General features: G+C 72.5%; 25 protein-coding genes. 16 read left to right on the top strand and 9 right to left on the bottom strand.

Annotated features, from left to right (window positions below; all coding sequences use genetic code 11):
- Window position 1: 1 nt before the first annotated feature.
- Genes AQJ64_RS24610 through AQJ64_RS24600 form a run of 3 tightly spaced genes read right to left on the bottom strand, consistent with a single transcriptional unit; the run spans window position 2 to window position 2,066 of the window.
- The gene (locus AQJ64_RS24610; RefSeq protein WP_055637865.1) at window positions 2-553 is read right to left on the bottom strand and encodes a carboxymuconolactone decarboxylase family protein; all 552 of its coding nucleotides are present in this window, start codon (window positions 551-553) and stop codon (window positions 2-4) included.
- Window positions 550-1,263: an SDR family NAD(P)-dependent oxidoreductase gene (locus AQJ64_RS24605; protein WP_055637864.1), complete on the bottom strand. Its 714-nt coding sequence runs from the start codon at window positions 1,261-1,263 to the stop codon at window positions 550-552. The genes AQJ64_RS24610 and AQJ64_RS24605 overlap by 4 nt, the downstream gene beginning before the upstream one ends.
- A complete protein-coding gene (locus AQJ64_RS24600; RefSeq protein ID WP_055637863.1) occupies window positions 1,260-2,066 on the bottom strand; it encodes a TauD/TfdA dioxygenase family protein in 807 nt (268 codons plus the stop codon). The genes AQJ64_RS24605 and AQJ64_RS24600 overlap by 4 nt, the downstream gene beginning before the upstream one ends.
- Window positions 2,067-2,207: 141 nt before the next feature.
- On the opposite strand from AQJ64_RS24600, the gene AQJ64_RS24595 reads away from it, so the two are divergent.
- The 11 genes from AQJ64_RS24595 to AQJ64_RS24545 are packed head-to-tail and all read left to right on the top strand — an operon-like array spanning window position 2,208 to window position 13,112.
- On the top strand, window positions 2,208-2,939 hold the full coding sequence (locus tag AQJ64_RS24595) for an SDR family oxidoreductase (RefSeq protein WP_055637862.1): 732 nt from the start codon (window positions 2,208-2,210) through the stop codon (window positions 2,937-2,939).
- Window positions 2,936-4,402 carry an aldehyde dehydrogenase family protein gene (locus AQJ64_RS24590; RefSeq protein ID WP_206189898.1) on the top strand — a complete coding sequence of 489 codons (1,467 nt, stop codon included), beginning with the start codon at window positions 2,936-2,938 and terminating at the stop codon, window positions 4,400-4,402. The genes AQJ64_RS24595 and AQJ64_RS24590 overlap by 4 nt, the downstream gene beginning before the upstream one ends.
- A complete protein-coding gene (locus AQJ64_RS24585) occupies window positions 4,399-5,604 on the top strand; it encodes a CaiB/BaiF CoA transferase family protein (protein ID WP_055637861.1) in 1,206 nt (401 codons plus the stop codon). Before AQJ64_RS24590 ends, AQJ64_RS24585 begins: the two co-directional genes overlap by 4 nt.
- 36 nt (window positions 5,605-5,640) lie before the next feature.
- On the top strand, window positions 5,641-7,017 hold the full coding sequence (locus AQJ64_RS24580; RefSeq protein ID WP_055637860.1) for an ABC transporter substrate-binding protein: 1,377 nt from the start codon (window positions 5,641-5,643) through the stop codon (window positions 7,015-7,017).
- 16 nt (window positions 7,018-7,033) lie between these two features.
- A complete protein-coding gene (locus tag AQJ64_RS24575) occupies window positions 7,034-7,225 on the top strand; it encodes a ferredoxin (protein ID WP_055637859.1) in 192 nt (63 codons plus the stop codon).
- A 15-nt stretch (window positions 7,226-7,240) separates the two neighbouring features.
- Window positions 7,241-8,596: a cytochrome P450 gene (locus tag AQJ64_RS24570; protein ID WP_055637858.1), complete on the top strand. Its 1,356-nt coding sequence runs from the start codon at window positions 7,241-7,243 to the stop codon at window positions 8,594-8,596.
- Complete coding sequence (locus AQJ64_RS24565) at window positions 8,593-10,263, top strand: thiolase C-terminal domain-containing protein (RefSeq protein ID WP_059202986.1); 1,671 nt, start codon at window positions 8,593-8,595, stop codon at window positions 10,261-10,263. Before AQJ64_RS24570 ends, AQJ64_RS24565 begins: the two co-directional genes overlap by 4 nt.
- Window positions 10,260-11,171, top strand: coding sequence for an alpha/beta hydrolase (locus tag AQJ64_RS24560; RefSeq protein ID WP_055638065.1), 912 nt, complete (start codon window positions 10,260-10,262; stop codon window positions 11,169-11,171). Before AQJ64_RS24565 ends, AQJ64_RS24560 begins: the two co-directional genes overlap by 4 nt.
- Complete coding sequence (locus AQJ64_RS24555) at window positions 11,164-11,664, top strand: DoxX family protein (protein WP_055638066.1); 501 nt, start codon at window positions 11,164-11,166, stop codon at window positions 11,662-11,664. The genes AQJ64_RS24560 and AQJ64_RS24555 overlap by 8 nt, the downstream gene beginning before the upstream one ends.
- 4 nt (window positions 11,665-11,668) lie before the next feature.
- Window positions 11,669-12,466: an NAD(P)-dependent oxidoreductase gene (locus tag AQJ64_RS24550; RefSeq protein WP_055638067.1), complete on the top strand. Its 798-nt coding sequence runs from the start codon at window positions 11,669-11,671 to the stop codon at window positions 12,464-12,466.
- Window positions 12,467-12,476: 10 nt separating this feature from the next.
- On the top strand, window positions 12,477-13,112 hold the full coding sequence (locus AQJ64_RS24545; protein WP_240512930.1) for a TetR/AcrR family transcriptional regulator: 636 nt from the start codon (window positions 12,477-12,479) through the stop codon (window positions 13,110-13,112).
- Here AQJ64_RS24545 and AQJ64_RS24540 read toward each other — a convergent pair.
- From AQJ64_RS24540 to AQJ64_RS46390, 3 genes are read right to left on the bottom strand one after another with little or no spacing between them, the layout of a single operon-like run.
- Window positions 13,040-13,942 carry an NAD(P)-dependent oxidoreductase gene (locus AQJ64_RS24540; protein ID WP_079061929.1) on the bottom strand — a complete coding sequence of 301 codons (903 nt, stop codon included), beginning with the start codon at window positions 13,940-13,942 and terminating at the stop codon, window positions 13,040-13,042. The two genes, AQJ64_RS24545 and AQJ64_RS24540, sit on opposite strands and share 73 nt — an antisense overlap.
- On the bottom strand, window positions 13,939-14,319 hold the full coding sequence (locus AQJ64_RS24535) for a carboxymuconolactone decarboxylase family protein (RefSeq protein ID WP_055638068.1): 381 nt from the start codon (window positions 14,317-14,319) through the stop codon (window positions 13,939-13,941). Before AQJ64_RS24535 ends, AQJ64_RS24540 begins: the two co-directional genes overlap by 4 nt.
- 14 nt (window positions 14,320-14,333) lie before the next feature.
- Window positions 14,334-14,513 carry an aldehyde dehydrogenase family protein gene (locus AQJ64_RS46390; protein WP_276206732.1) on the bottom strand — a complete coding sequence of 60 codons (180 nt, stop codon included), beginning with the start codon at window positions 14,511-14,513 and terminating at the stop codon, window positions 14,334-14,336.
- Window positions 14,514-14,722: 209 nt separating this feature from the next.
- Here AQJ64_RS46390 and AQJ64_RS24530 point away from each other — a divergent pair, with 209 nt between their 5' ends.
- Genes AQJ64_RS24530 through AQJ64_RS24515 form a run of 4 tightly spaced genes read left to right on the top strand, consistent with a single transcriptional unit; the run spans window position 14,723 to window position 19,182 of the window.
- Window positions 14,723-15,982, top strand: a complete 1,260-nt coding sequence (locus AQJ64_RS24530; RefSeq protein ID WP_055638069.1) for an aromatic ring-hydroxylating oxygenase subunit alpha — start codon at window positions 14,723-14,725, stop codon at window positions 15,980-15,982.
- A 14-nt stretch (window positions 15,983-15,996) separates the two neighbouring features.
- Entirely contained in the window at window positions 15,997-16,326 is a 330-nt protein-coding gene (locus tag AQJ64_RS24525) for a hypothetical protein (RefSeq protein ID WP_055638070.1), read from the top strand.
- On the top strand, window positions 16,326-17,573 hold the full coding sequence (locus AQJ64_RS24520) for a metal-dependent hydrolase family protein (RefSeq protein WP_055638071.1): 1,248 nt from the start codon (window positions 16,326-16,328) through the stop codon (window positions 17,571-17,573). The genes AQJ64_RS24525 and AQJ64_RS24520 overlap by 1 nt, the downstream gene beginning before the upstream one ends.
- Before the next feature lie 10 nt (window positions 17,574-17,583).
- Window positions 17,584-19,182, top strand: a complete 1,599-nt coding sequence (locus AQJ64_RS24515) for a GMC family oxidoreductase (RefSeq protein WP_059202985.1) — start codon at window positions 17,584-17,586, stop codon at window positions 19,180-19,182.
- Here AQJ64_RS24515 and AQJ64_RS24510 read toward each other — a convergent pair.
- Genes AQJ64_RS24510 through AQJ64_RS24500 form a run of 3 tightly spaced genes read right to left on the bottom strand, consistent with a single transcriptional unit; the run spans window position 19,163 to window position 21,600 of the window.
- Entirely contained in the window at window positions 19,163-19,897 is a 735-nt protein-coding gene (locus tag AQJ64_RS24510) for an alpha/beta hydrolase fold domain-containing protein (protein ID WP_055636227.1), read from the bottom strand. The two genes, AQJ64_RS24515 and AQJ64_RS24510, sit on opposite strands and share 20 nt — an antisense overlap.
- A complete protein-coding gene (locus AQJ64_RS24505) occupies window positions 19,887-20,606 on the bottom strand; it encodes an enoyl-CoA hydratase/isomerase family protein (RefSeq protein ID WP_055636228.1) in 720 nt (239 codons plus the stop codon). The genes AQJ64_RS24510 and AQJ64_RS24505 overlap by 11 nt, the downstream gene beginning before the upstream one ends.
- 1 nt (window position 20,607) lies before the next feature.
- The gene (locus tag AQJ64_RS24500) at window positions 20,608-21,600 is read right to left on the bottom strand and encodes a ferredoxin--NADP reductase (protein ID WP_055636229.1); all 993 of its coding nucleotides are present in this window, start codon (window positions 21,598-21,600) and stop codon (window positions 20,608-20,610) included.
- Between the two features lie 91 nt (window positions 21,601-21,691).
- Here AQJ64_RS24500 and AQJ64_RS24495 point away from each other — a divergent pair, with 91 nt between their 5' ends.
- Window positions 21,692-23,260, top strand: coding sequence for an AMP-binding protein (locus AQJ64_RS24495; protein ID WP_206189794.1), 1,569 nt, complete (start codon window positions 21,692-21,694; stop codon window positions 23,258-23,260).
- Window positions 23,261-23,285: the final 25 nt, after the last annotated feature.

Below are 23,285 nucleotides of genomic sequence, written 5' to 3'. Positions count from 1 at the left end.
CCTAGAGCGGTACGGCGTCCTCCCCCATCCCCCCGTCGTCCATCCCGGCGTCGTCCATCCCGGCGTCGGGTTCCACGCCGAAGGCGTTGTAGGCCAAGGCCTGCAGCCCGTATGCGCCGACGATGAACACGAACTCCATGAGCTGCCGTTCATCGAGTTCCCCGGCCAGTTCCGCGTAGGTCCCGTCGGAGAGCGCGAAGGCGGTCTCCAGCTCGTCCACGGCCCGGTTGACCAGGGTGTCGGCGCCCCGCCGCACCTGGTCCAACTCGTCTTCCGTGATGCCTGCCCGAGGTGCCATCCGTATGTGGTGCGCCCACTCGTAACGGCACCGGCGCCGCCAGGCGACCCTCAGGATCGCCAGTTCCCGTGTCCTGTCCGGCAGCGTGCCGCGGTAGACCAGCTGGGTGCTGAAGGTCAGGAAGGCCTTCGCCAGGCGGGGGTGGTTGAGAAGCAGGCCGAGGGCGTTGGACGGGGGTATCGTGCGCCCGCCCGTCAGCGGGCGCAGGACCTCGGCGTCCCACTCCTCGTAGGGGATCGGGGGGATCCTCGTCATGTGGTGCGGCCCCCGTTCACCCCGAGGATCTGGCCGGTGATGTAGCCGGCCTCCTCGCTCACCAGGAAGGAGCAGGCCGCCGCGATGTCCTCCGGGCGGCCGACGCGGCGTACCGGCGTACGGGCGATGTGGTCCTCGACGGAGCCGCCGAGCTGCTGCTCGCGCTCGGCGGTGCGCAGCATCGGGGTGTCCACGAAGCCGGGCGGGACCGCGTTGACGGTGATGCCGCGCGGGCCGAGCTCCAGGGCCAGGGACTTGGTCAGGCCGTTCACCGCGGACTTGGCGGCGACGTAGTGCGCCATGAAGGGCTGGCCGGAGTGGGTGCTGCTGGAGGAGATGTTGACGATCCGGCCCCAGCGGCCGTCCCACATGTCCGGCAACGCGGACTGCACACAGTGGAAGACGCCGTTGAGGTTGATGTCGACGATCCGCTGCCAGTCGGCGAAGGACAGATCGCCGAACCGGGTGAAACCGTCCTTCCCGGCCGCGTTCACCAGCACCGAGATCGGGCCGAGGCGCTCGCGGACCGCGTCCATGGCCTTGTCGACCTGCGTCCGGTCGGTGACGTCGGCCGTCAGGCCGTAGCCCTCTTCGGCGGGCGTGAGGTCGAGGACGGCGACCTCCAGGCCGTCGGCGGCCAGGCGCCGGGCGACGGCCCGGCCGATGCCCGAGGCGCCCCCGGTCACCACGGCGACCCGCGCGGCCCTCATGCGAACGCCTCGTCGCCGACGACCGTCGTCCGGTGCAGCAGCCGCTCGGAGTTCTCCTCGTAGGGCAGCGCCCGGTGCAGGATCCCGGTGTTGTCCCAGATCACCAGGTCGCCCACGGACCAGTCGTGGGCGTACCTGAACCGTTCCCGAGTGGTCCAGTCGAGGAGTTCGTCGAGCAGGGCGCGGCTCTCCCCGGGGCCCATTCCCACGATGTGGTCGGCGGTGGCTCCGGTGACCAGGGAGCGGCGGCCGTCGCGGCGCCGCCAGATCAGGGACATCTCGTGGGTGGGCTGGGTGCGCCATCCGGCCAGTTCGCTCTCCGTGGGATCGGGTTTGACCAGCCGCTGCGCCGCCTCGAAGCTGTGCACCACGCGCAGGCGCTCGTAGCGCTCGCGGTCCTTGCGCGGCAGGTTCTCGTAAGCGGCGTAGGTGCTGGCGAACTCCGTTCCGCCCCCGACCGCGGCGACATGACGGGCCGTCAGTGTGGTCGCCTTGACGGGTACGTCGTCGGTGGTGCCGTCGAGGTGCCAGTAGAAGGCGCCCTTCAGGTACTCGGCGGTGCGGTTGACGGCGGGGTCGAGGGAGATCGGGAAGATCTCCCGGCCCCTGAGCGAGACCACCTCGCCGAGCCGCCGGCTGAACGCCAGCTGCTGCTCGTCGTCCAGGTGCAGCCCGCGGACCAGCAGGACTCCCCGCCACTTCAGGGCCTCGGCGGCACGCGTGACGAAGGCGTCGTCGAGGGGATCGGACACGCCCGTGAACTCCACCCCGAGCGACGGGCTCAGGGCCTTCGAACCGATCATGGAAACACCCCTTCCGTTCGCGAGAACCATATTCTCATCAGGGTTGCGACGGGAAGTGCAGAGCATCAGATTCTCTCGTCCGAATCCTTGATTCGCACAAATAGAGAATGTAGTTTCCGGACATCGGAACGAGGAGGCGGGATGCGGTTCAAGGACAAGGTGGCGATCGTCACCGGGGCCGGACAGGGCATCGGCGAGGGGTGCGCGAAGGCGCTGGCCGCCGAGGGCGCGAAGGTCGTCGTCGCCGAACTGAACGAGGAACAGGGGCAGCGGGTCGCCAAGGAGATCGGCGACGCCCTCTTCGTGAAGGTCGACGTCGCCGACCCGGCCTCGGCGCAGGCCCTCGCCGACACCGTGGTCACCGAACTCGGGCGCGTCGACCACCTGGTCAACAACGCCGCGATCTTCCACGGCATGCGCCGCGAGGGCATCGTCACCGTCGACTACGACTACCTCGACCGCTTCCTCAAGGTGAACCTGCTGGGCGCGCTGCACGTGACCCGTGCCGTCCTGCCCCACCTGAAGGAGGGCGCGGCGATCGTCAACCAGTCGTCCACCGCCGCCTACCAGCCCACCGGGTTCTACGGGCTGGCCAAGGCCGGCATCAACCACCTCACCGTCTCCCTCGCCGCCGAACTCGGCGGGCGCGGCATCCGCGTCAACGCGATCGCCCCCGGGCCGACGGACACCGAGGCCACCCGCAGCATCGTCCCCGAAGAGCACCGCGGCGCGATGGTGCAGAACCTCGCCCTCAAGCGGCTGGGCACCCCCGCCGACCAGGCGGGCGCGGTGCTCTTCCTGCTCTCCGACGACGCGAGCTGGCTCACCGGACAGATCGTCGCGGTGGACGGCGGACAGGTGGTGCGGCTGTGAGCTCCCTCGTCGTCAAGTCACAGCTGATCGACGGCAAACTGGTCGCGGCGGAGACCACCTTCGCCTCCCACAACCCCGCCACCGGTGAACTGCTCGGCCACGCCCCCGACGCCACGGCCGCGGACGCACAGAGCGCGGTCGCCGCCGCCCGCCGCGCCTTCGACACCACCGGCTGGTCCACGGACCGGGAGCTGCGGCTGCGCTGTCTGCGCCAGTTGGAGCGGGCCCTCGACGAACACCGTGAGCAGCTGCGCGAGTTGACCATCGCCGAGGTGGGCGCCCCGCGCCAGCTCACCCACGGCCCCCAGCTCGACGAGCCGATCGGCCTGGTGACGTACTACGCCGACCTGCTGGAGACGTACGAGTTCACCGAGGATCTCGGGGAGATCGCCTCGCGTGGCCGGCGCCACCACCGCTGGGTGGAGAAGGAGGCCGCCGGGGTCGTCGCCGCGATCCTGCCGTACAACTACCCCAACCAGCTCGCCCTCGCCAAGCTCGCCCCCGCCCTCGCGGCCGGCTGCACGGTCGTCCTCAAGGGCGCCCCGCAGAACCCGCTCATCACCCTCGCCCTCGGCGAACTCATCGCCGAACACACCGACATACCGCCCGGCGTCGTCAACGTGCTCAGCTCCTCGCGCGCCGAGGTCGGCGAACTCCTCACCACCCACCCGGACGTGGACGCCGTCACCTTCACCGGGTCGACCCCCGTCGGCCGCCGGATCATGGCCGCCGCCGCGGACACCGTGAAGCGGGTCTTCCTGGAACTCGGCGGCAAGTCCGCGATGATCGTCTTCGAGGACGCGGACTTCGCCGAGGCTGCCCTGTTCGCCGCGTTCACCATCTGCTCCCACTCCGGCCAGGGCTGCGCGCTCACCTCCCGGCTCCTCGTCCCGCGCGCCCACCACGACGAGATCGTCCGGTTCGTCGCCGCCGGGCTCGACCGCGTCAAGGTCGGCGACCCCACCGATCCGAAGACCTCCATGGGCCCGCTCATCAGCGAGCAGCAGCGCGACAAGGTCGACGGCATGGTGCGGCGGGCGGTCGCGGACGGCGCGACCCTCGTCCGCGGCGGCCACCCCGTCGACCCCGGCTGGTTCTACGAGCCCACCCTCCTCGCGCATGTCGACCCCGACAGCGAGATCGCCCAGGAGGAGGTCTTCGGACCGGTCCTCGCGGTGATCCCCTTCGACGACGAGGAGGACGCCGTCCGCATCGCCAACCACTCCCGGTACGGCCTGTCCGGCGCCGTCCACAGCGCCGACGAGGAACGCGCCCTGCGCGTCGCCCGCCGTATCCGCACCGGCACCTTCTCCATCAACGGCGGCAACTACTTCGCCCCCGACGTGCCCTTCGGCGGCTACAAGCAGTCCGGCGTCGGACGGGAGAGCGGACGGGCGGGCTTCGAGGAGTTCCTGGAGGAGAAGTCGTTCGCCCGCGTGGTCGTTCCGCAGGACCCGGCATGAGGCCCCTCGAAGGCATCCGGGTCCTGGAGGTCGCGATGTACGGCTTCGTGCCCTCCGCCGGGGCCGTGCTCGCCGACTGGGGCGCCGACGTCGTCAAGGTCGAGCACGCCGTCACCGGCGACCCGCAGCGCGGACTGCGCCGGACCGGCACCTTCGAGGTGGAGGGCGAACCCAACCCGAACGTCGCCCACGCCAACCGCGGCAAGCGCTCCCTCGGCCTCGACATGGCGACCGAGGACGGCCGCGAGGTGCTGTACGAGCTGGCCCGGGGCGCCGACGTCTTCCTCACCAGCTTCATGCCCGCCTCCCGCGCCCGCCTCCGTATCGACGTCGACGACATCCGCGCCGTCAACCCGCGGATCGTCTACGCCCGCGGCAGCGCCCTCGGCCCCCGCGGCCCCGAGTCCGGCAAGGGCGGCTACGACATGACCGCCTTCTGGTCCCGCGCCGGAACGGCCCGCTCCGTCACCCCGCCCGGCACCGAGGGCCTGATCAGCCCGCCCGGCCCGGCCTACGGCGACACCGTCTCCGGCACCAACCTCGCGGGCGGCATCGCGGCCGCCCTGCTGTGCCGCGAGCGCACCGGCGAGGCCCCGGTGGTCGACGTGTCCCTGCTCGGCAGCGGGCTGTGGGCGCTCGGCCACTCCATCGGGCTCTCCCTCCACCTCGACCGGGCCTGGGAGGGCGTCACCCCGAGCGCCCACGGCTCGCCGACCAACCCCCTCTCCGGCCTCTACCGCACCGCCGACGACCGCTGGATCTCCTTCGTGATGCTCCAGCCCGCGAGGTTCTGGGCGAACGTCTGCCACTGCCTCGGCCGCCCCGACCTCGCCGGCGACCCCCGGTTCGCCACGGCCGAGTCCATCGCCGCGCACACCGACGAAGCGGTGAAGATCCTCCGCGAGGTGATCGCCGGCCGCACCCTCGCCGACTGGTCAGAGGACCTCGCCGCCCTGGACGGCCCCTGGGCCCCGGTCCAGGACACCCTCCAGGCCGCCGCCGACGCACAGGTGCGCGCCAACGGCTACATCGGACAGGCCGGCGAGCTCGAACTCGTCGCCAGCCCGGTCCAGTTCGACGTCGAGGACACCCGCCTCGGCCCCGCTCCCGAGTTCGCCGCGCAGACGGAGGAGATCCTCTCCGAGCTCGGCTACGACTGGGACCGCATCCTCGCCCTCAAGGCGAGCGGCGCGGTCACCTGAGTTCCCCGAAGGCCCCGCACTTCCCGAGGAGACATCGTGCGCAGGCTGCTCATCGGCTCGGTCACCGTGCTTGCGGTGCTGCTGGCCGGCTGTTCCACCCGATCCGACGACGACACCGGCACCGGCGCCGCGCAGACCCCGGCCACCGGCGCCTCCACCACCTCGGCCGACTTCGGCACGCTCAAGGACGTCTGCGGCCCCGGCACCGCCAAGCCCTCGTCCGTACAGGGTGTCACCGGCAGCAGCGTCAAGGTGGGCGTCATGTCCGACGTCGGCTTCACCAAGAAGTCCGAATTCGCCGACGCCGCCAAGGTGTTCACCGACTGGTGCAATGACGCGGGCGGCATCGGGGGGCGGAGGATCGAGCCCGTCGTCCGCGACACCAGGCTCATGGACGTCCGCCAGCGCGTGCTGGAAGCCTGCACGTCCGACTTCGCCCTGGTCGGCGGAGGCGCCGCACTGGACGCCCTCGGAGTCCAGGACCGGCTGAAGTGTCTGCTGCCCAACTTCCCCGCGCAGTCCAGCCAGACCGGCGCCGTCGGCTCCGACCTCCAGGTGATCGCCTCGCAGCCCGTGGCCGGGTACTTCCAGTACACCGGCTACTACGGCTGGCTGATCGGGAAGAAGTACCCCGGCTCCGCGCAGCACGTCGGCATCGTGTCCGGTGACTCGCCCGTCACCAAGCTGATGTCCACTCAGTTCGAGGAGGGGGTCGCGGGTCTCGGCGGCAAGGTCGCCTACACCGACCTCTACCCGGCGGCCGGCGTCTCCGACTGGACTCCCTACGCCCAGGCCATCAAGACCAGGAAAGTCAGGGGCCTGATCTTCCTCGGGGACTTCGCGAGCCTCGCCAAGCTGGAACAGGCCCTCACCAGCATCGGCTACGCGCCCGACTGGACCGACGCCAACAACAACGCCTACGGCCCGGCCTTCCTGCAACTCGCGGGACCGGCCCTGGCCAAGCAGCACAACTACGCCGAACTGGCCGCCACCGCACCCCTGGAGAGCGCCGCCGACAACCCGGCCACCCAACAGGTCGTCGACCTGTTCAGGAAGTACGCGCCGGACAAGCAGATCACCTACCCCGTGCTGCGCGCCTTCTCCGCCTGGCTGCTGTTCGCCGTCTCCGCCCGCGACTGCGCCGAACTCACCCGCAGGTGCGTCTACGACAACGCGCTCAAGCAGACCGCCTGGACCGCCGGCGGCCTCCAGGCGCCCTTCGACCTGTCCTCGAAGGAACCGACCAGGTGCTACTCGGTCGTCGTGGCCACGGCCGAGGGATGGAAGGCGGCCGACTTCGACCCCGATCAGGGTGCCTACCGCTGCGACGCCCCCGTCTACAAGTACAAGGGGAACTACGGACAGCCCGCCACCCTGGCCTCCGTGGGCAAGTCCCTCTCCGACCTCACCTGAACGGGAGTTGAGCAACGTGAAGGTTCGTGTCGACCCCGAGCGCTGCCAGGGCCACACCCTGTGCTTCATGCGCGCCCCGGAGGCCTTCGAACTCAGCGAGATCGACGGGCACTCCACACCGGTCGCCGACGAGGTGCCCGAGGACCAGGAGGCAGCGGTGGTCGAGGCCGTCCGCTCCTGCCCCGAGCGAGCCATCGGCGTGTTCTGAGAGGAGGTACACCGGATGAGCGATGACGACGAGGCCCGCAAACACCCCCGCGTCCACTTCGACCGGCACGCACCCGAGTACCGCGACCGGTTCGAGGAGGAGACCCGCGGCTTCCACGAGGGCTGCCCGCTCGCCTGGTCCGACACCTACGGCGGGCACTGGGTGGCCGCGGGCAACCGCGAACTGCTCGCCTTCGCCCGCGCCCGGGAGAAGCTCTCCAACGACCACGACGTGCACGGCGAACGCCGCGGCTACCAGGGCATCAACATCCCCGCCCCGGCACGCGGACGCGGTATCCGGGGCGGCTTCCTGGAGATGGACCCGCCCGAGCAGCGCGCCTACCGGGACGCCCTGAACCCCTACCTGTCCCCGGCGGCGATCGCCCGCTGGATCCCGTTCATCGACGAGGTGGCCCACGCCTGCCTCGACGAGCGGATCGAGTCCGGCCGGATCGACTTCGTCGACGACCTCGCCAACATCGTCCCCGCCGTCTTCACCCTCGCCATGATGGGCATCCCGCTGAAGAAGTGGGAGCTGTACAACGAGCCCGCCCACGCCGGCGTCTACACCCCGCCGCACTCCCCGGAGACGGCCCGCGTGGTCGAGGCGCACCGGGCCATGCTCAAGGACATCGGCGCCACCCTCCACGAGGTGCGGGCGAACCCGCGCCCCGGCCTCGCCGACGCCCTCGCCCGCATGGAGATCGACGGGCGGGCGCCGTCCGACGGCGATCTCGTCGGCGCGCTCGCCCTCCTCATCGGCGGCGGCTTCGACACCACCACCGCGCTCACCGCGCACGCCCTGGAATGGCTCTCCCAACACCCGGCCGAACGGGACCGGTTGAGCCGGGAGCGGGCCACCCTGCTCGACCCGGCGACCGAGGAGTTCCTGCGCTACTTCACCCCGGCGCCCGGCGACGGCCGTACCGTCGCCGAGGACTGCGAGATCGCCGGCAAGGAGTTCCGGGAGGGCGACCGGCTCTGGCTGTCCTGGGCGATGGCCAACCGCGACCCGGCCGTCTTCCCCGACCCCGACCGCGTCGACCTCGCCCGCCCCGGCAACCGCCACACCGCCTTCGGCCTCGGCATCCACCGCTGCATCGGATCCAACGTGGCCCGTACGGTGTTCAAGCGGATGCTCCTCCACGTCCTCGACCGTGCCCCGGACTTCGTGTGCGATCCCGGGGGCGCCGTCCACTACGAGACCATCGGCGTCATCCAGGGGATGCGCCACCTCCCCGCCACCTTCACCCCCGGCCCGCGGCTCGGCCCCGGTCTGGCGGAGACCCTGGAGACCCTCCAACGGATCTGTGACGAGCAGGGGTTGGCGGAGCCGGTCACCGTCCGCAAGGCGGAGGCGAAGATCCGTTGAGCCCGCAGCACGAACAGAGCGCCCGTCCGCAGCCGGTCGTGTCCCAGGAGACCGAGTTCTTCTGGACCTCCGGCCGCGACGGGCGGCTCCGCTTCCAGGCCTGCACCGCCTGCGAGGCCCTCGTCCACCCGCCGCAGCCGGTGTGCCGGCACTGCCGCTCCCACGACCTCGCGCTCCGCGAGGTCTCCGGCCGTGCCACCCTCATCGGCTTCACCGTCAACCACCGCTTCCCGTTCCCCGGCCTGCCCACCCCGTTCGTCGTCGCCCAGGTGGCCGTCGAGGAGGACCCCCGGGTCCGCCTGACCACCAACGTCGTCGACTGCGCACCGGAGGACCTGCGGATCGGCCTGCGGATGAAGGCCGTCTTCGCGCAGGCCGGGGACACCTGGCTCCCCCTGTTCCGCCCGGCCCCCGACCAGCCGCCCCCGGCCGAACTCCCCCCGGACGACCCGCTCCCCGAGCGCATCGGCGCGTGCGTCCGTCCGCCGGTGAGCCCCCGCAGGTTCGAGGAGCGGGCCGTCATCAGCGGGGCCGGTGCCTCCCGGCTGGGCCGCCGTCTGATGGTCCCGCCCCTCGAACTCACCGTGGAGGCCTGTGAGAAGGCCGTCGCCGACGCCGGGCTCGCCTTCGACGACATCGACGGCCTCTCCACCTACCCCGGCGGCGGCGCGTACGGCGGCTTCGCCGAGGGCGGCGTCACCGCCCTGGAGTCCGCCCTCGGTATCCGCCCCGTCTGGCACAACGGCGCCGGCGAGACCTTCGGCCCCGGCGGCTCGATCATCGCCGCGATGCTCGCCGTCGCGGGCGGACTCGCCCGGCATGTGCTGTGCTTCCGTACGGTGTGGGAGGCGACGTACGCCGAACTGATCCGGCAGGGCCGCATCCGTCCGCCGCAACCGGCGGGCCCCGAGGGCTGGTTCAAGCCCTTCGGCGCGGTCTCGCCCGCGATCATGCTGGCGATGAACGCCCAGCGCCACATGCACCGCTACGGCAGCACCCGCGAGACGCTCGGCTGGATCGCCCTCAACCAGCGCGCCGGCGCGGCCCTCCACCCGGACGCGATCTACCGCGACCCGCTCACCATGGACGACTACCTGTCCGCCCGCACCATCACCACCCCCTTCGGCCTCTACGACTGCGACGTCCCCTGCGACGGGGCCACCGCCGTCGTGGTCTCCGCCGCCGAGACCGCCCCCGACCGGCCCGGGCCCGTGATCCGGATCGAGGCCGTCGGCACCCAGATCGTCGAACGCCCCGAGTGGGACCAGGCCACTCTCACCCACGAACCCCAGGTACTGGGCCAGGCCGCCCACTTGTGGACCCGTACCGCGCTGCGCCCCGCCGACGTCGACGTGGCGCTGCTCTACGACGGCTTCACCTTCAACTGCCTGTCCTGGCTGGAGGCGCTCGGCTTCTGCGGCATCGGCGAGGCCCGGGACTTCCTGGACGGCGGCAAGAACATCGCCCGCGACGGGGTGATCCCGCTCAACCCGCACGGCGGCCAGCTCTCCCACGGCCGCACCCACGGCATGGGCCTGCTGCACGAGGCCGTGGTCCAGCTCCGCGGCGAGGGCGGCGCGCGGCAGGTGGCGGGCGCGCGGACCGCCGTGGTCTCCAGCGGCGGGCTCACCCCCGGCGGCGTACTCCTGCTCAGGACGGACGGATGACCTCACTCGGACCCGAACTCGCCACCGCCGTACGGCGGCAGACCGTGGACGTGCGCGGTGTGCCCGCCTCCGCGCTCGTCGCCGAGGCCACCCGCCCGCAGGCGGTGATCGTCGCCCTGCACGGCGGCGCCACCACCTCCGCCTACTTCGACCACCCCGGCCACCCCCGGCTCTCCCTCCTGCGCACCGCGGTCGCCGCCGGATGCACCGTGATCGCCCTCGACCGTCCCGGCTACGGCAGTTCGGCCGGACACGAGGACCGGATGCGCACCCCCGAACAGCGCACGGACTTCGCCTTCGCGGCCGTCGAGGCGCTGCTGGAGGGCCGGGAGCGCGGGGTCGGTGTGTTCCTGTGGGCGCACTCGGCCGGCTGCGAGCTCACCGTGCGGATGGCGAGCGACCCGCGCGGAGCGGACCTGCTCGGCGTCGAACTCGCCGGGATGGGCCGGGTGCACCACCCCAACTCCCTGCGGGCGATGGAGGAATGGCGCCGCGACCCGACCCGTGCCCGGCCCGACCTGCGCCGTGTCCTGTGGTATCCGCCGCACGCCTACCCGCCGGACGTGCACGGCGGCCGGGGCATCGGCGCGGCCTCGCCCGCCTACGAGGGTCACCGGGAGAACTGGCAGGCGGAGTTCGCGCGCCTCGCCGCACGTGTGCCGGTGCCGGTGCATCTGACCGTCGCCGAGTACGAGCAGGTCTGGCTGAGCGGCCCCGAGGGACTCGCCGACCTCGCCTCCCTCTTCACCGGCGCGCCCCGCGTCGTACGGCACGAGCAGGCGGGGGCGGGCCACAACACCAGCGTCGGCCGCACCGCCCTCGCCTACCATCTGCACGTCCTCGCGTTCGTGGCGGAGTGCGCGCTGGGGGTCCGGGCGCTGCCGGGCGTGGAGGGCCGCCATGGGTGAGGCCTCGGACGCGGCCCTGCTGCTGGTGCGGGTCGTCCTCGGCGCGGTCATGGCCGCCCACGGCTGGAACCACTGGCGGGGCGGCGGCGGCATCACCGGCACCGCGGGCTGGTTCGCCGGCCTCGGCCTCACCCGCCCCCGCCTCCAGGCCCGGCTCAGCGTCCTCACCGAACTCGGCGCGGGCGCCCTGCTGCCGGCGGGTCTCTTCACGCCCCTGGCCTGCGCGGCGGTGCTGTCCGTGATGCTGGTCGCGGGACTGCTCGCCCATCGCCGCAACGGCTTCTTCGTGTTCAAGGAGGGCTATGAGTACGTCCTCGTCCTGGGCGTCCTCGCGCTCGCGCTCGGGGCCTGGGGGCCGGGGCGGTACGCGGCCGACCGGGCCCTGGACATCACCCTGACCGGCTGGGCCGGCGCCGGCACGGTGCTCGGCGTGGGCACGGCGGCCACCGCCGGACTCCTGGCCGTCTTCTGGCGCCCCACGAGAGAGGACTGATCACATGCGTGTCGGCTTCATCGGACTGGGCAGCCAGGGGGCGCCCATGGCCCGCCGGATCGTCGAGGCGGGCTTCGAGACCACGGTGTGGGCACGGCGCCCCGCCACCCTCGCCCCCTTCGCCGGCACCGCCGCCCGCACCGCGGACTCACCAGCCGAACTGGGAGCCGCCAGCGACCTGGTGTGCCTGTGCGTGGTGGACGACGCCGATGTGGAGCAGGCCGCCGAGGGCGTGCTCGCGGGCCTGAGCCCGGGCGGGGTCATGGCCGTGCACTCCACCGTCCACCCGGACACCTGCCGACGCCTGGCCCACCGTGCCGGAGCCCAGGGTGTCCGCGTGCTCGACGCGCCCGTCAGCGGGGGAGGCCGGGCCGCCGAGAAGGGCACCCTGCTGGTCATGGTGGGCGGCGACCAGGAGGCCTTCGCGTCCTGCCGCCCGGTCTTCGCCACCTACGGCGACCCGGTCGTCCACCTCGGACCCACCGGCTCCGGGCAGATTGCCAAGCTCCTCAACAACCTCCTGTTCACCGCCCAGTTGGGCCTGGCCGCCGACACCCTCGCGCTCGGCGACCGCCTCGGCCTGGACCGGGACGGCCTCGGCCGGATCCTCCCGCGCGGCAGCGCCGCGAGCTTCGCGCTGGAGCGGGTCGTCGACGCGGGCGGCACCCTGGACCGTATCGCCGCGCACGCGGGCGGGCTGCTCGCCAAGGACGTACGGCTGCTCACCGAGGTCGCGGGCACGGCCGGTGCGGGACCGGCCCGGGACGCGGCCCGCACCGCCCTCGCCGCGATGGGTCTGTGAGGAACATCCCGTGATCGGTACTGTGTGCGGGCACCCGTCCAACGGCGGAAAGGGGCGTTCCGTGGTGTCCGCACGGCGTGGGGAGATCCTCGAGGCGGCGCTGGAGGTGTTGGCCGACCGCGGGTTCAAGGGCACCTCGATCGACGCCGTCGCCGAGTGCGCCGGGCTGACCCGGCAGGGCGTCCTGCACTACTTCCCCAGCAAGACGCGGCTGCTCCTGGAGGTGCTGGACCTCCGCAACGCGTTGAACCGGGAGCATCTGGCCGACCGCAACGTGGGCGAGGACTGGGCCGGCGACTTCGCCGAGGCCGTCGCCTTCGAACAGGACCACCCCTCCCTCGCCCGGATGCAGTGCGTGGTGCTGGCCGAGGCGGTGACCGGCCAGGAGCCCGCTCGCGGCTATGTCCGCGACCGCTGCCGCACCGTCCAGGACCATCTCGCCGGGCACCTCGCCGCCCGGTACGGGGACCGGCTGCCCAGCGGCCTGGACACCCGCACCGGCGCCATCGCGCTGTTCGCCCTGATCGAGGGCGTCCACCAGCTGTGGCTGGCCGACCAGGACGGCGAGGACCACTACCCCGAGGTCGTGCGCGAGGTGCTGTCGGTGCTGCTGGGGGACTCGGCGGTTCCCGCGGTGAAGGGATAGATCCGGGTGAAGTCCGCCCCCGGCTCCGCCGCCGCGAACGCCCCCCACACCCCTTCCGTCACCACCGCCACCGCCACCGCCACCGCGCCGCCCAGTCCGGCGGCCTCGCGCAGATAGAGCCGTACGTCCTTCGCCATCAGCGTGTTGCTGAACCCCGACGCGTACCGCCCGGTCAGCACCTCGTCGGGGAACTTGTCCGCGGTGGCCCCGCTGCGGCCGCTGGAGGCGTCGAGGACCTCCACCATCACCGCCGGATCCAGCCCCGCCGCCGTGCCGAAGGCCACCGCCTCGCTGGTCGCGGCCAGCGCGGTGGCGGACAGGAAGTTGTTGGCGAGCTTCAGCGCCTGCGCCTGGCCCGGCCGGTCGCCCACCCGGCGCCGGCGGTCGCTGAGCCCCGCGAGCACCGGCTCGACCTGCGCGCAGTGCTCGTCGGTGCCCGCGTACATGACCATCAGGGTCCGCCCGCGGGCCCCGGCCGCGCCGCCCGACACCGGTGCGTCCACATAGGCGAGCCCCATCGAGGCCAGCCTGCGCGCCGCCGCCACCCCGACCGTGGAGGTGTCCACGACATGCGTGACCCGCCGGTCGCGGACGCCCACCAGATCCCGCACCACCTCCTCGCAGACCGTCCCGTCGGGCAGGCTCAGCACGGCGAGGTCGGCACCCCGCGCCACGTCCGCCGGCCCGGGCGCCCAGCGGGCCCCGAGCGGGGTGCGCTCCGGTCCCGCGGCGTCGTACGCGACGACCTCGAACCCGGCCCGCACCAGGTTGGCGGCCAGTGCGCCGCCCATGTTCCCGAGCCCGACGAAACCCACGACCGGCGCGGTCACGCTCCCTCCCGCGCGGCCCGCACCTCACGGATGGCCGAGCGGGCCGCGGTGCCCGCCGGAGCGCCGCAGTACGCGGTGATCTGGTACAGCAGCTCGTTCACCTCGTCGTCCGTCACGCCCGCGTTCACCGAGGCCCGCAGATGGATCCGGAACTCGTCCATCCGGCCGTTCGCCGCCGTCATCGCCAGCACCAGCAGGCTGCGGTCGCGGTTGCTGAGCGGGCCGCCGCGGGCCCAGACGCCCCAGGCCATCGCGGTGAGGTAGTCCTGGTACTCGCGCGGCACCGGGTCCCCGGGCGGGGCCGTCCGGCCGCCGTCGTCGCCGATGACCTCCGCGCGTACCGCGCGTGCGGCCCGCTGCCAGTCGTTGTCGTCCATCCGCTGCCTCCTCGTCAGAGCCGTGCGCTGACGGTCTCGAGCTGGGTGTACTCGTGCAGGGCGGCCAGCCCCTTCCCCCGCCCGTGACCGCTGCGCCGGCAGCCGTCGAACGGGGTCTCGACGGTCAAGGGGCCGCCGTTGACGGCCACTTGGCCGGCGTCCATACGCTCGGCCGACCGCAGCCCGCGGGCCAGGTCGCCGCTCGCAGGCGCGCCGGGACCTTGCCGCGCACTCCCGCTCCAGTCGCATCAGCGTCGTCGCGTCCTCCTCCACCACGTCGGCGGCCGCGTCCTCCCGGGGCCGGGTGTTCTGAGAACTCTGTCGACGATAGGTGGAAACGGTATTCTCTTCAAGAGAGATCGCTGTTATCTTGACGGGGTCAACCGACCGGAGGTTCCGTTCCATGGCGCACTTCCCGAAGCCCTCCGAGGGCAGTTGGACCGAGCACTTCGAGATCGACACCCAGCCGGTCTCCTACGCGGACTCGATCTCACCGGAGTTCTACGAACGCGAACGAGACGCGATCTTCCGCCGGACCTGGCTGAACGTCGGACGCGTCGAACAACTCCCCCGCAAGGGCAGCTACTTCACCAAGGAGCTGGACGCCGCCCGGGCCTCCGTGATCGTGGTGCGCGGCACGGACGGCGAGGTGCGCGCCTTCCACAACGTCTGCCGGCACCGCGGCAACAAGCTCGTCTGGGACGACTATCCGCGCGAGGAGACCAAGGGCACCTGCCGCGCCTTCACCTGCAAGTACCACGCCTGGCGCTACGACCTCGAGGGCAAGCTCTCCTTCGTCCAGCAGGAGTCGGAGTTCTTCGACCTGGACAAGTCCCGCTACGGACTGCTGCCGGTGCACACCGAGGTCTGGGAGGGGTTCATCTTCGTCAACCTCGACCCCGACAACACCCGGACGCTCAAGGACTACCTCGGCAGGTTCGGCGCCGGCATCGAGGGCTACCCGTTCCACAAGCTCACCCAGGTCCACAAGTACCGCGCCGAGATCGGCAGCAACTGGAAGCTGTTCATCGACGCGTTCGCCGAGTTCTACCACGCGCCGATCCTGCACTCCGGCCAGTACGTCGCCGAAGAGGCCGCCAAGGTCAAGAAGTACGGCTACGAGGCGCTGTCGTACGACATCGACGGCCCGCACAGCATGGTCTCCTCCTGGGGCGGCATCGCCCCGCCGAAGGAACGGGCCATGGTCAAGCCGGTCGAACGGGCCCTGCGCAGCGGTCTGTTCGGTGCCTGGGAGGCACCCGACATCGGCCTGGCCACCGAGGAGCTGCCACCGGCGGTCAACCCCACCCGCAGCAAGGTCTGGGGCATGGACTCCTTCGTGTTCTTCCCCAACTTCATGCTGCTGATCTGGCGGCCCAACTGGGTGCTGACCTACCACTACTGGCCGACCTCGTACAACACGCACATCTTCGAGGGCACCGCCTACTTCGTCCCGCCGGAGAACGCCTTCCAGCGCCTGCAGCAGGAACTCGCGGTGGTGTCGTTCAAGGAGTACGGCCTCCAGGACGGCAACACCCTGGAGGCCACCCAGACCATGCTGGAGTCGCGCACCCTGGACAGCTTCCCGCTGTGCGACCAGGAGGTTCTGCTGCGCCATCTGCACTCCACGGCCCGCAGGTTCGTGGACGAGTACGCGAAGTGAGGGAGAACCCGGACATGGCCAACGTCTTTCCCGCCGAGTTCGCCGCCCTGGAACCCTTCGCCGACTGGGCGATCCACGGCGAACGGGCCCGCTACGCCAAGCGGATCGCCTCCACCATGGAGGAGCTCCAGGCCTTCTACGACGTCGCCTTCCCGCTGCTGGAGAAGGGCACCGCGTATCTGGAGAAGGTCCGGCTCGACGGCATCGGCGACGAGGACACCCACCTGCTGTGGGCGTTCTGCTCACTGATCACCGTCGCCTTCCCCGTGGAGTCCTGGGGGCAGCCGCGGGTCCCCGACAGCGGTCCGTCGAGCATCGACGCCGTCGTCGAACCGGCCGTGTGATGAGACGGCCCCCCGAGCCACCGGTCCTGCTGCGGGCCGCCCGCCTCCTCGACGTCGACAAGGGCGAACTCGTCGAACCCGGCGAACTGCTGGTGGTCGGCGACCGGATCGCCGCGGTCGGCCGGCCGGCCCGGCTGCCCGAGGGCACGGTGGTGCGCGACCTGGGGGACGTCACCCTGCTGCCGGGCCTGATGGACATGGAGGTCAACCTCTTCCTCGGCGGCCCCGACCACCGCAGTCCCCTCATCCCGGTCCAGGAGGACCCCGCCGTACGGACCCTGCGCGCGGTCGCCAACGCCCGCCGCACCCTCCACCACGGCTGGACGACCGTACGCAACCTCGGTCTGTTCGTGCAGACCGGGGGCGTGCTCCTGGACGTGGCGCTGAAGAAGGCGATCGACCTGGGCTGGGTCGACGGACCGCGGATCGTGCCCGCCGGACACGCGATCGCGCCGACCGGCGGCCATCTCGACCCCACCATGTTCCAGGCGTTCGCGCCGGGCGTACTGCCGCTGACCGTCGAGGAGGGCATCGCCGACGGCGTCGCCGAGGTCCGCAAGGCCGTCCGGTACCAGCTCAAGTACGGCGCCCGGGTGATCAAGGTGTGCGCCTCCAACGGCGTCATGTCGCACACCGGACCGGCCGGCGCCCAGCAGTACTCCGACGAGGAACTGCGCGCCGTCGTCGACGAGGCGCACCGGGCCGGGGTGAAGGTCGCCGCGCACTGCATGGGCGACACCGCGATCCGGGCCGCCGTCGAAGCGGGCGTCGACTGCATCGAGCACGGCTTCCTCGCGAGCGACGCCACCCTCGACCTGATGGCCGAACGCGGCACCTACCTGGTCGCGACGACCTCTCTCACCGAGGGCATGAACACCTCCCACGCCGACCCGGAACTCCAGGCCAAGGCCGCCCAGGTCTTCCCGCGCGCCCGCGAGTCCACCGCCCGGGCGATCCGGCGCGGCGTCAAGGTCGCCCTCGGCACCGACGCGCCGGCGATCCCGCACGGCCGGGGCGCCAGGGAACTGCTCGCCCTGGCCGACCGGGGCATGCGGCCGCTCGACGCGCTGCGCGCCGCGACCGTCGTGGCGGCCGGGCTCATCGACGCCGAGGACCGCGGACGGCTGTGCGAGGGACTCCTCGCGGACATCGTCGCCGTCCCCGGCGACCCGCTCGCCGACCTCTCGGTCACCGAACGGGTGTGCTTCGTGATGAAGGGCGGGCGGGTGTACCGCGACGACCAGTGAGGAGAGACGGATGTACGACTACGTCGTCGTCGGCGCCGGATCGGCGGGCTGTGTACTCGCCGACCGGCTCTCGCGCGACCCCGGGACCAGGGTGCTGCTCGTCGAGGCGGGCGGCACCGGGCGGCACCCGTATCTGAGGATCCCCAAGGGCGTCGGGAAGCTCTTCGGCGACCCCGCCTTCTCCTGGCACTACCGCACCCGCCCGCTCCGGGAGGGCGGCAGCCCGGAGATGTGGGTACGGGGCAAGGTGCTGGGCGGCTCCAGCGCCGTCAACGGCATGGTCTACAACCGGGGCACCCGCGCCGACTGGGACTCACTGGCGGAGCTCGGCAACGCCGGCTGGGGCTGGGACGAGATCCTGCCCGTGTTCCGCGCGATGGAGGACAACGCGTTCGGCGCCACCGCCACCCGGGGCGCGGGCGGCCCCCTGCATGTGTCGGGGGTGCGCGACCCGGACCCGCTGTGCGACGAACTCCTCGCCACCGGCGCCCGGTTCGGTCTGCGGACCGTCCCCGACGTCAACGAGGAGGACGGCGAGCGCATCGGGTACGCCATGGCCACCATCAAGGCCGGACAGCGCTTCAGCGCCGCCCGCGCCTTCCTCCGCCGGGCCCGCTCCCGCCCCAATCTGACCGTCGCCCACCGTACGACCGCCCTGCGCGTCCTGTGCGACGGCGACAGGGCCGTCGGTGTGCGGGTCCGCACCGCCGAGGGGCACGAGGAGGACGTCCGGGCACGGCGCGAGGTCGTCCTCGCCCTCGGCAGCCTCGGCACCCCCCGCCTGCTCCAGCTGTCCGGCATCGGCCCCGCCGAGACGCTCCGGCAGGCCGGCGTCGACGTCCGCCTCGACCGGCCGCAGGTCGGCGCCCGGCTGCGCGAACACCGCTGCCTGGCCCTGCGGTTCCGGCTGAACGCCCCCCTCGGCGTGAACCACCGCCTCGCCACTGCGGCCGCCCAGGCCCGCACCGGCGCCGGATACCTGCTCACCCGCAGGGGCCCGCTCGCCCGGCCCGCCTACGACGTGATCGGCTTTCTGCGGACCCGCCCCGAGTCGGCCCGCCCCGACGCCGAGATCCTCCTCGCCCCCTGGTCGCTCGGCGCGCTCACGCCCGGGAAACCCGCCGGGGTGGAGCGGGAACCGGGCGTGTCCGCCTGCGCGATGGTGCTCCGGCCCACCTCCGAGGGCTCCCTCGCGATCACCTCCGCCGACCCGGACGCCGGACTGGACATCGACCCCGGGTACTGGCGGTCGGCGTACGACCGTGAGGTGGGCGCCGCGCTCTTCCGGCGGCTGCGGGAGTTCTTCGCCACCGAGCCGATCGCCTCGCGGATCCGCCGGGAGACGTTTCCCGGGCCGGGGACCGGCACCGACGAGGAGATCATCCGCAGCTCGCTCGACGGCGGGTACTGCGGGTTCCACGCGATCGGCACCTGTGCGATGGGCTCCGCCCCGGACGACGTGACCGACTCACGGCTGAAGGTGCGGGGCGTCGACCACCTGCGGGTCGTCGACGCGTCCGTACTGCCCGTGATGGTGTCCGGGAATCTCAACGGGCCCGTGATGGCCCTCGCGTGGCGGGCGGCGCGGTTCATCCTGGATGAAGACTGAGATTCCCCGACCGGCACCTGGACGTCAGGTACTCCGCCGTCGCCCCCGTCTGCCGCAGCCCCAGCGCGGAGGCGTCCTCGTACACCCGCAGGTCCACCGCGACCCCCGAGTGCGCCGCCCGGGTCGCGAAGGACAGGGCGTCGTCCAGCAGGACCTCGGTGCCGGCCGCGTGCAGCTGTATCGGGGGCAGTCCGTGCAGATTGCCGTGCAGCGGGCTGAGCAGGGGAGTGGCGCGCGGGGTGGGCCCGGCGTACGCCGCCGCCCGCGCCGGAAGCGACTGCGCGTCCATCGTGCGGTCGGCGGCCGCGTTCAGCAGCAGGCTCGGCGCGTCCAGGGTGAAGTCGAGGAGCGGGGAGACGAGCACCGCGCAGGTGGGCGGGGGCGCGCCCTCGTCGCGCAGCCGCAGCAGCAGCCCGGCGGCCAGCGCCCCGCCGAGCCGTTTGCCGGCCACCGCCACGGCGCCGCCCCGGGCCCGGCAGTGCTCCCAGGCGTCGTACACGTCCTGGAGCGCCTGGGGGAACCGGGGCCGGTAGCGGGCGCAGAGCACGGCGTACCCGGTGCTGCGCGCCAGTTCACGGGCGGTGGGCAGGGCGTCCTGCGGGGTGCCCGCGAGCCGCGGGTCGCCGTGCAGATACAGCACGGTCTGCTCCACCGGTCCGCCGGGGCGGACCTCCGGCCCGAACGGACCCTCCTCGACGCGGACTTCACTTGCCACGGGACATCACCCTCTCGGCCGCTTCCCAGTGCTCGTCGGCCACCCACAGCCGGGCGAAGGCCGCGGCGGCCTCCTCCGGCGTTCTCGTGCGGGTGGTCAGCTTCTTGATCTCTCGGGCCTGCGCGGTCGCCAGCGCGCGGGCCACCTCCCGCCAGGCGCCGCTGAATCCGGCGCGCGGCAGGACCAGGTCGACCAGGCCGAGGCGTTCGGCCTCGGCGGCGTCGAGGATCCGGCCGGTGCCGGCCAGCAGCAGCGCCCGCCCCGGGCCCACCAGCCGGGCCAGCCGTTCGGCTCCGCCCCAGGCGGGCACGATCGCCAGCCGGGACTGGTTGAAGCCGATACGGACGTCCTCGGCGGCGATCCGGAGGTCGGCGGCGACCGCGACCTCCGCGCCCCCGCCGAACGCGTGCCCGTTGAGGGCGGCGACGACCGGGCCGGGGAAGGCGGCGACGCGGTCGCAGATGGCGCGCATCCTGAGCGCCATCTGCGCCGCCTCCGGCTCGGTGCGCAGCCGGGCCAGTTCCTTGAGGTCGCCGCCGGACACGAACGCCTTGTCGCCCGCCCCGGTGACCGCGAGCGCGAGCGCGCCCCCGGCCGCGTCCAGGGCCTTCTCCAGCTCCGCCATGGTCGTGAGGTCGACGGCGTTGCGGGCGTGCGGGCGGTCGATGGTGACGACGGCGAGGCCGTTCTCGATCTCCAGCTCGACCATGTCAGTCCTCGTACTCCACCGTCACGTCCGGCGAGGCCGGCTCGGCCTGGCAGGTGAGCACATACCCCTCGGCGACTTCGTCGGCGTCGAGGGCGTTGTTCACCCGCATCCTTGACTCCCCCGCGGTGACCCTGGCCATGCAGGTCGCGCAGTCGCCCGATTCGCACGAGAAGGGCGGGGTGAATCCGGCGCGGCGGGCGCTCTGGAGCAGCGTCTCGCCCGTCCGCCGGGGTACGGAGCGCCGCTGACCTCGCAGAACGACGGTGACCGTGCCGTCGGCCACCGGCCGTGCGGGCGGGGCCGCCATGCCGTTCACCGGGGTGAAGCGTTCGACGACGATCCGCTCCCGGGGGACGCCCCGTGCGGTGAGCGCCTCCTCGACCAGGGTCATGAACGGCTCCGGACCGCAGAGGTAGAAGTCGGCCGAGCCGTCGGCCGCGAGGTCGCGGACCTGCTCGGCCGTCACCAGGCCGTCGCGGTCGTCGAAGTGCTGCCGCAGGGTGAGCCGCCCGGGACGGCGGTCCGCCAGCGCGTCCAGCTCGGCGCGGAAGATCGCGGCCGGCGCGTCGCGGTGGGCGGTGAGCAGCCGTACGGGCCGTGCGGTCGTCGCCAGCGCGCTCTTCACCAGGGAGTACACGGGGGTGATGCCGCTGCCGCCGGCGAACGCGACCAGCGGGCGCGCGCCCGCGTCGGGGCGCAGACAGAACGATCCGCCGGGCCGGGTGGCCTCCAGGACGTCCCCGGGACGCAGCTCGTCGTGCATCCAGCCGGACACCAGCCCGCCCGGCACCCGTTTGACGGTCACGCACAGCTCGCCGTCGGTGTCGGGAGAGCTCGACATCGAGTAGCTGCGCAGGGTGCCGCACAGCCGGAACGTCAGGAACTGCCCCGCCCGGTAGGAAAACCCGGCGTCGAGGGCGAACGTGCGCACATCCGGCGTCTCGTCGACGATCCGGGTGATCCGCACCGGATGGAAGCCGTGGTCGCGTGCCATGTATGGAAGTTACCTTCTCTCTATGCGAGAGTGCAATTCTCGTGAGGGTGATGCGGGGTGATCCCCCTGCAGCAGAGGAGGCGTTCCCGTCATGCCGACCTTTCCTTCCGGTGCCCTGCGGCCGGTCCCGCCCGAACTGGCCGCGCGCTACGAGGCCGAGGGGTGGTGGACCCGTGAGACCCTCGGCGACCTGCTGACGAAGGGGCTGGCCGCGGCGGGGGACACCGAGTTCCGGGTCCACTCCGGGGTGCGGCCCTGGGCGGGCACCTTCGCCGAGGTCGAGCGGGTGGCCCGGCGGCTGGCCGGCGGGCTCGCCGCGCGGGGCGTCGGCCCCGGCGACGTGATCGTCATGCAGCTGCCCAACTGGTGCGAGGCGGCGGCCGTCTTCTGGGCCTCGGCCTTCCTGGGCGCGATCGTCGTCCCGGTGGTCCACTTCTACGGCCCCAAGGAGGTCCGGTACATCGTCGAGGCCACCCGGCCCAAGGCCTTCTTCGCCGCCGCACGCTTCGGACGCCTCGCCTTCGACCCCGAGCTGTGCGCCTCGGTGCCGGTCGTCGGGGTCGTCGGGCGGGACTTCGACGACCTGCTCGCCGACGAGCCGCTGCCCGGCACCCTCCCCGCCGACCCGGACGCCCCCGCCCTGATCGCCTTCACCTCCGGCACCACCCGCGACCCCAAGGGTGTGATCCACAGCCATCGCACCCTCGGCTTCGAGACCCGCCAGCTCGCCGCGAGCTACCCGCCCGACCGGGGCCGGCAGTTCACGGTCGCGCCGGTCGGCCACTTCATCGGCATGGTCAACGCCTTCCTCATCCCCGTGCTCGACGGCACCCCGGTCCACCTCGGCGACACCTGGAACCCCGCCCAGGCGCTCGCGTTGATGAAGGACGAGGGGCTGACCGTCGGCGGCGGTGCGACGTACTACATGACGAGCCTGCTCGACCACCCCGACTGCACGCCCGAGCACCTCGCGCGGCTGCGGTACGCCGGCCTCGGCGGCGCGTCCGTCGCCTCCGCCGTGACGACCCGGCTGGAGGACCTGGGCATCACGGTGTTCCGGGCGTACGGCTCCACCGAGCATCCCTCGGTGACCTGCACCCCGTACGACGGACCGGCGGCCGGGCGACTGCACACCGACGGAATCCCGCTGCCCGGAGTGGAGCTGAGACTCGCCGCCGACGGCGAGATCCTCACCCGCGGCCCCGACCTCTGCCTCGGCTACACCGACCCGGCCCTGACCGCCGCCGCCTTCGACGAGGACGGCTGGTACCGGACGGGCGACATCGGGGTCGTCGACGACGAGGGTCGGCTGTCGGTCACCGACCGCAAGGCGGACGTGATCATCCGGGGCGGCGAGAACATCAGCGCCCTGGAGGTCGAGGAGGTCCTGATGGGCCTGCCGGGCGTGGCGGAGGCGGCGGTCGTCGCCGCGCCCGACCCGCGGCTCGGGGAGCGGGCCGCGGCGGTACTGCGGATGCTGCCCGGCTGGTCGGCGCCGGGCGTGGCCGAGCTGCGGCTGCACTTCCAGCGCTCCGGCATGGCTCGGCAGAAGTGGCCCGAACAGGTGCACACCGTCGACGACTTCCCCCGCACCCCGAGCGGCAAGGTCAAGAAGTTCGTGCTCCGCGAAGGCATTGCCACTCCACTCAAGCGAGAATAGGATTCTCGTGATTGGCGAAGGAGGA

This window comes from Streptomyces griseoruber (assembly GCF_001514205.1).
Classification (GTDB): Bacteria; Actinomycetota; Actinomycetes; order Streptomycetales; family Streptomycetaceae; genus Streptomyces; species Streptomyces griseoruber.
This window is presented reverse-complemented; position numbering and strand designations above follow the sequence as displayed.

Coding starts and splice junctions, on each gene's coding strand:
- AQJ64_RS24595 (WP_055637862.1), top strand. CDS start 2,208: ATGCGGTTCAAGGACAAGGTGGCGATCGTCACCGGGGCCGGACAGGGC.
- AQJ64_RS24610 (WP_055637865.1), bottom strand. CDS start 553: ATGACGAGGATCCCCCCGATCCCCTACGAGGAGTGGGACGCCGAGGTC.
- AQJ64_RS24560 (WP_055638065.1), top strand. CDS start 10,260: ATGACCTCACTCGGACCCGAACTCGCCACCGCCGTACGGCGGCAGACC.
- AQJ64_RS24500 (WP_055636229.1), bottom strand. CDS start 21,600: ATGGCACGCGACCACGGCTTCCATCCGGTGCGGATCACCCGGATCGTC.
- AQJ64_RS24605 (WP_055637864.1), bottom strand. CDS start 1,263: ATGAGGGCCGCGCGGGTCGCCGTGGTGACCGGGGGCGCCTCGGGCATC.
- AQJ64_RS24505 (WP_055636228.1), bottom strand. CDS start 20,606: ATGGTCGAGCTGGAGATCGAGAACGGCCTCGCCGTCGTCACCATCGAC.
- AQJ64_RS24585 (WP_055637861.1), top strand. CDS start 4,399: ATGAGGCCCCTCGAAGGCATCCGGGTCCTGGAGGTCGCGATGTACGGC.
- AQJ64_RS24515 (WP_059202985.1), top strand. CDS start 17,584: ATGTACGACTACGTCGTCGTCGGCGCCGGATCGGCGGGCTGTGTACTC.
- AQJ64_RS24525 (WP_055638070.1), top strand. CDS start 15,997: ATGGCCAACGTCTTTCCCGCCGAGTTCGCCGCCCTGGAACCCTTCGCC.
- AQJ64_RS24495 (WP_206189794.1), top strand. CDS start 21,692: ATGCCGACCTTTCCTTCCGGTGCCCTGCGGCCGGTCCCGCCCGAACTG.
- AQJ64_RS24520 (WP_055638071.1), top strand. CDS start 16,326: ATGAGACGGCCCCCCGAGCCACCGGTCCTGCTGCGGGCCGCCCGCCTC.
- AQJ64_RS24570 (WP_055637858.1), top strand. CDS start 7,241: ATGAGCGATGACGACGAGGCCCGCAAACACCCCCGCGTCCACTTCGAC.
- AQJ64_RS24555 (WP_055638066.1), top strand. CDS start 11,164: ATGGGTGAGGCCTCGGACGCGGCCCTGCTGCTGGTGCGGGTCGTCCTC.
- AQJ64_RS24550 (WP_055638067.1), top strand. CDS start 11,669: ATGCGTGTCGGCTTCATCGGACTGGGCAGCCAGGGGGCGCCCATGGCC.
- AQJ64_RS24600 (WP_055637863.1), bottom strand. CDS start 2,066: ATGATCGGTTCGAAGGCCCTGAGCCCGTCGCTCGGGGTGGAGTTCACG.
- AQJ64_RS24535 (WP_055638068.1), bottom strand. CDS start 14,319: ATGGACGACAACGACTGGCAGCGGGCCGCACGCGCGGTACGCGCGGAG.
- AQJ64_RS24530 (WP_055638069.1), top strand. CDS start 14,723: ATGGCGCACTTCCCGAAGCCCTCCGAGGGCAGTTGGACCGAGCACTTC.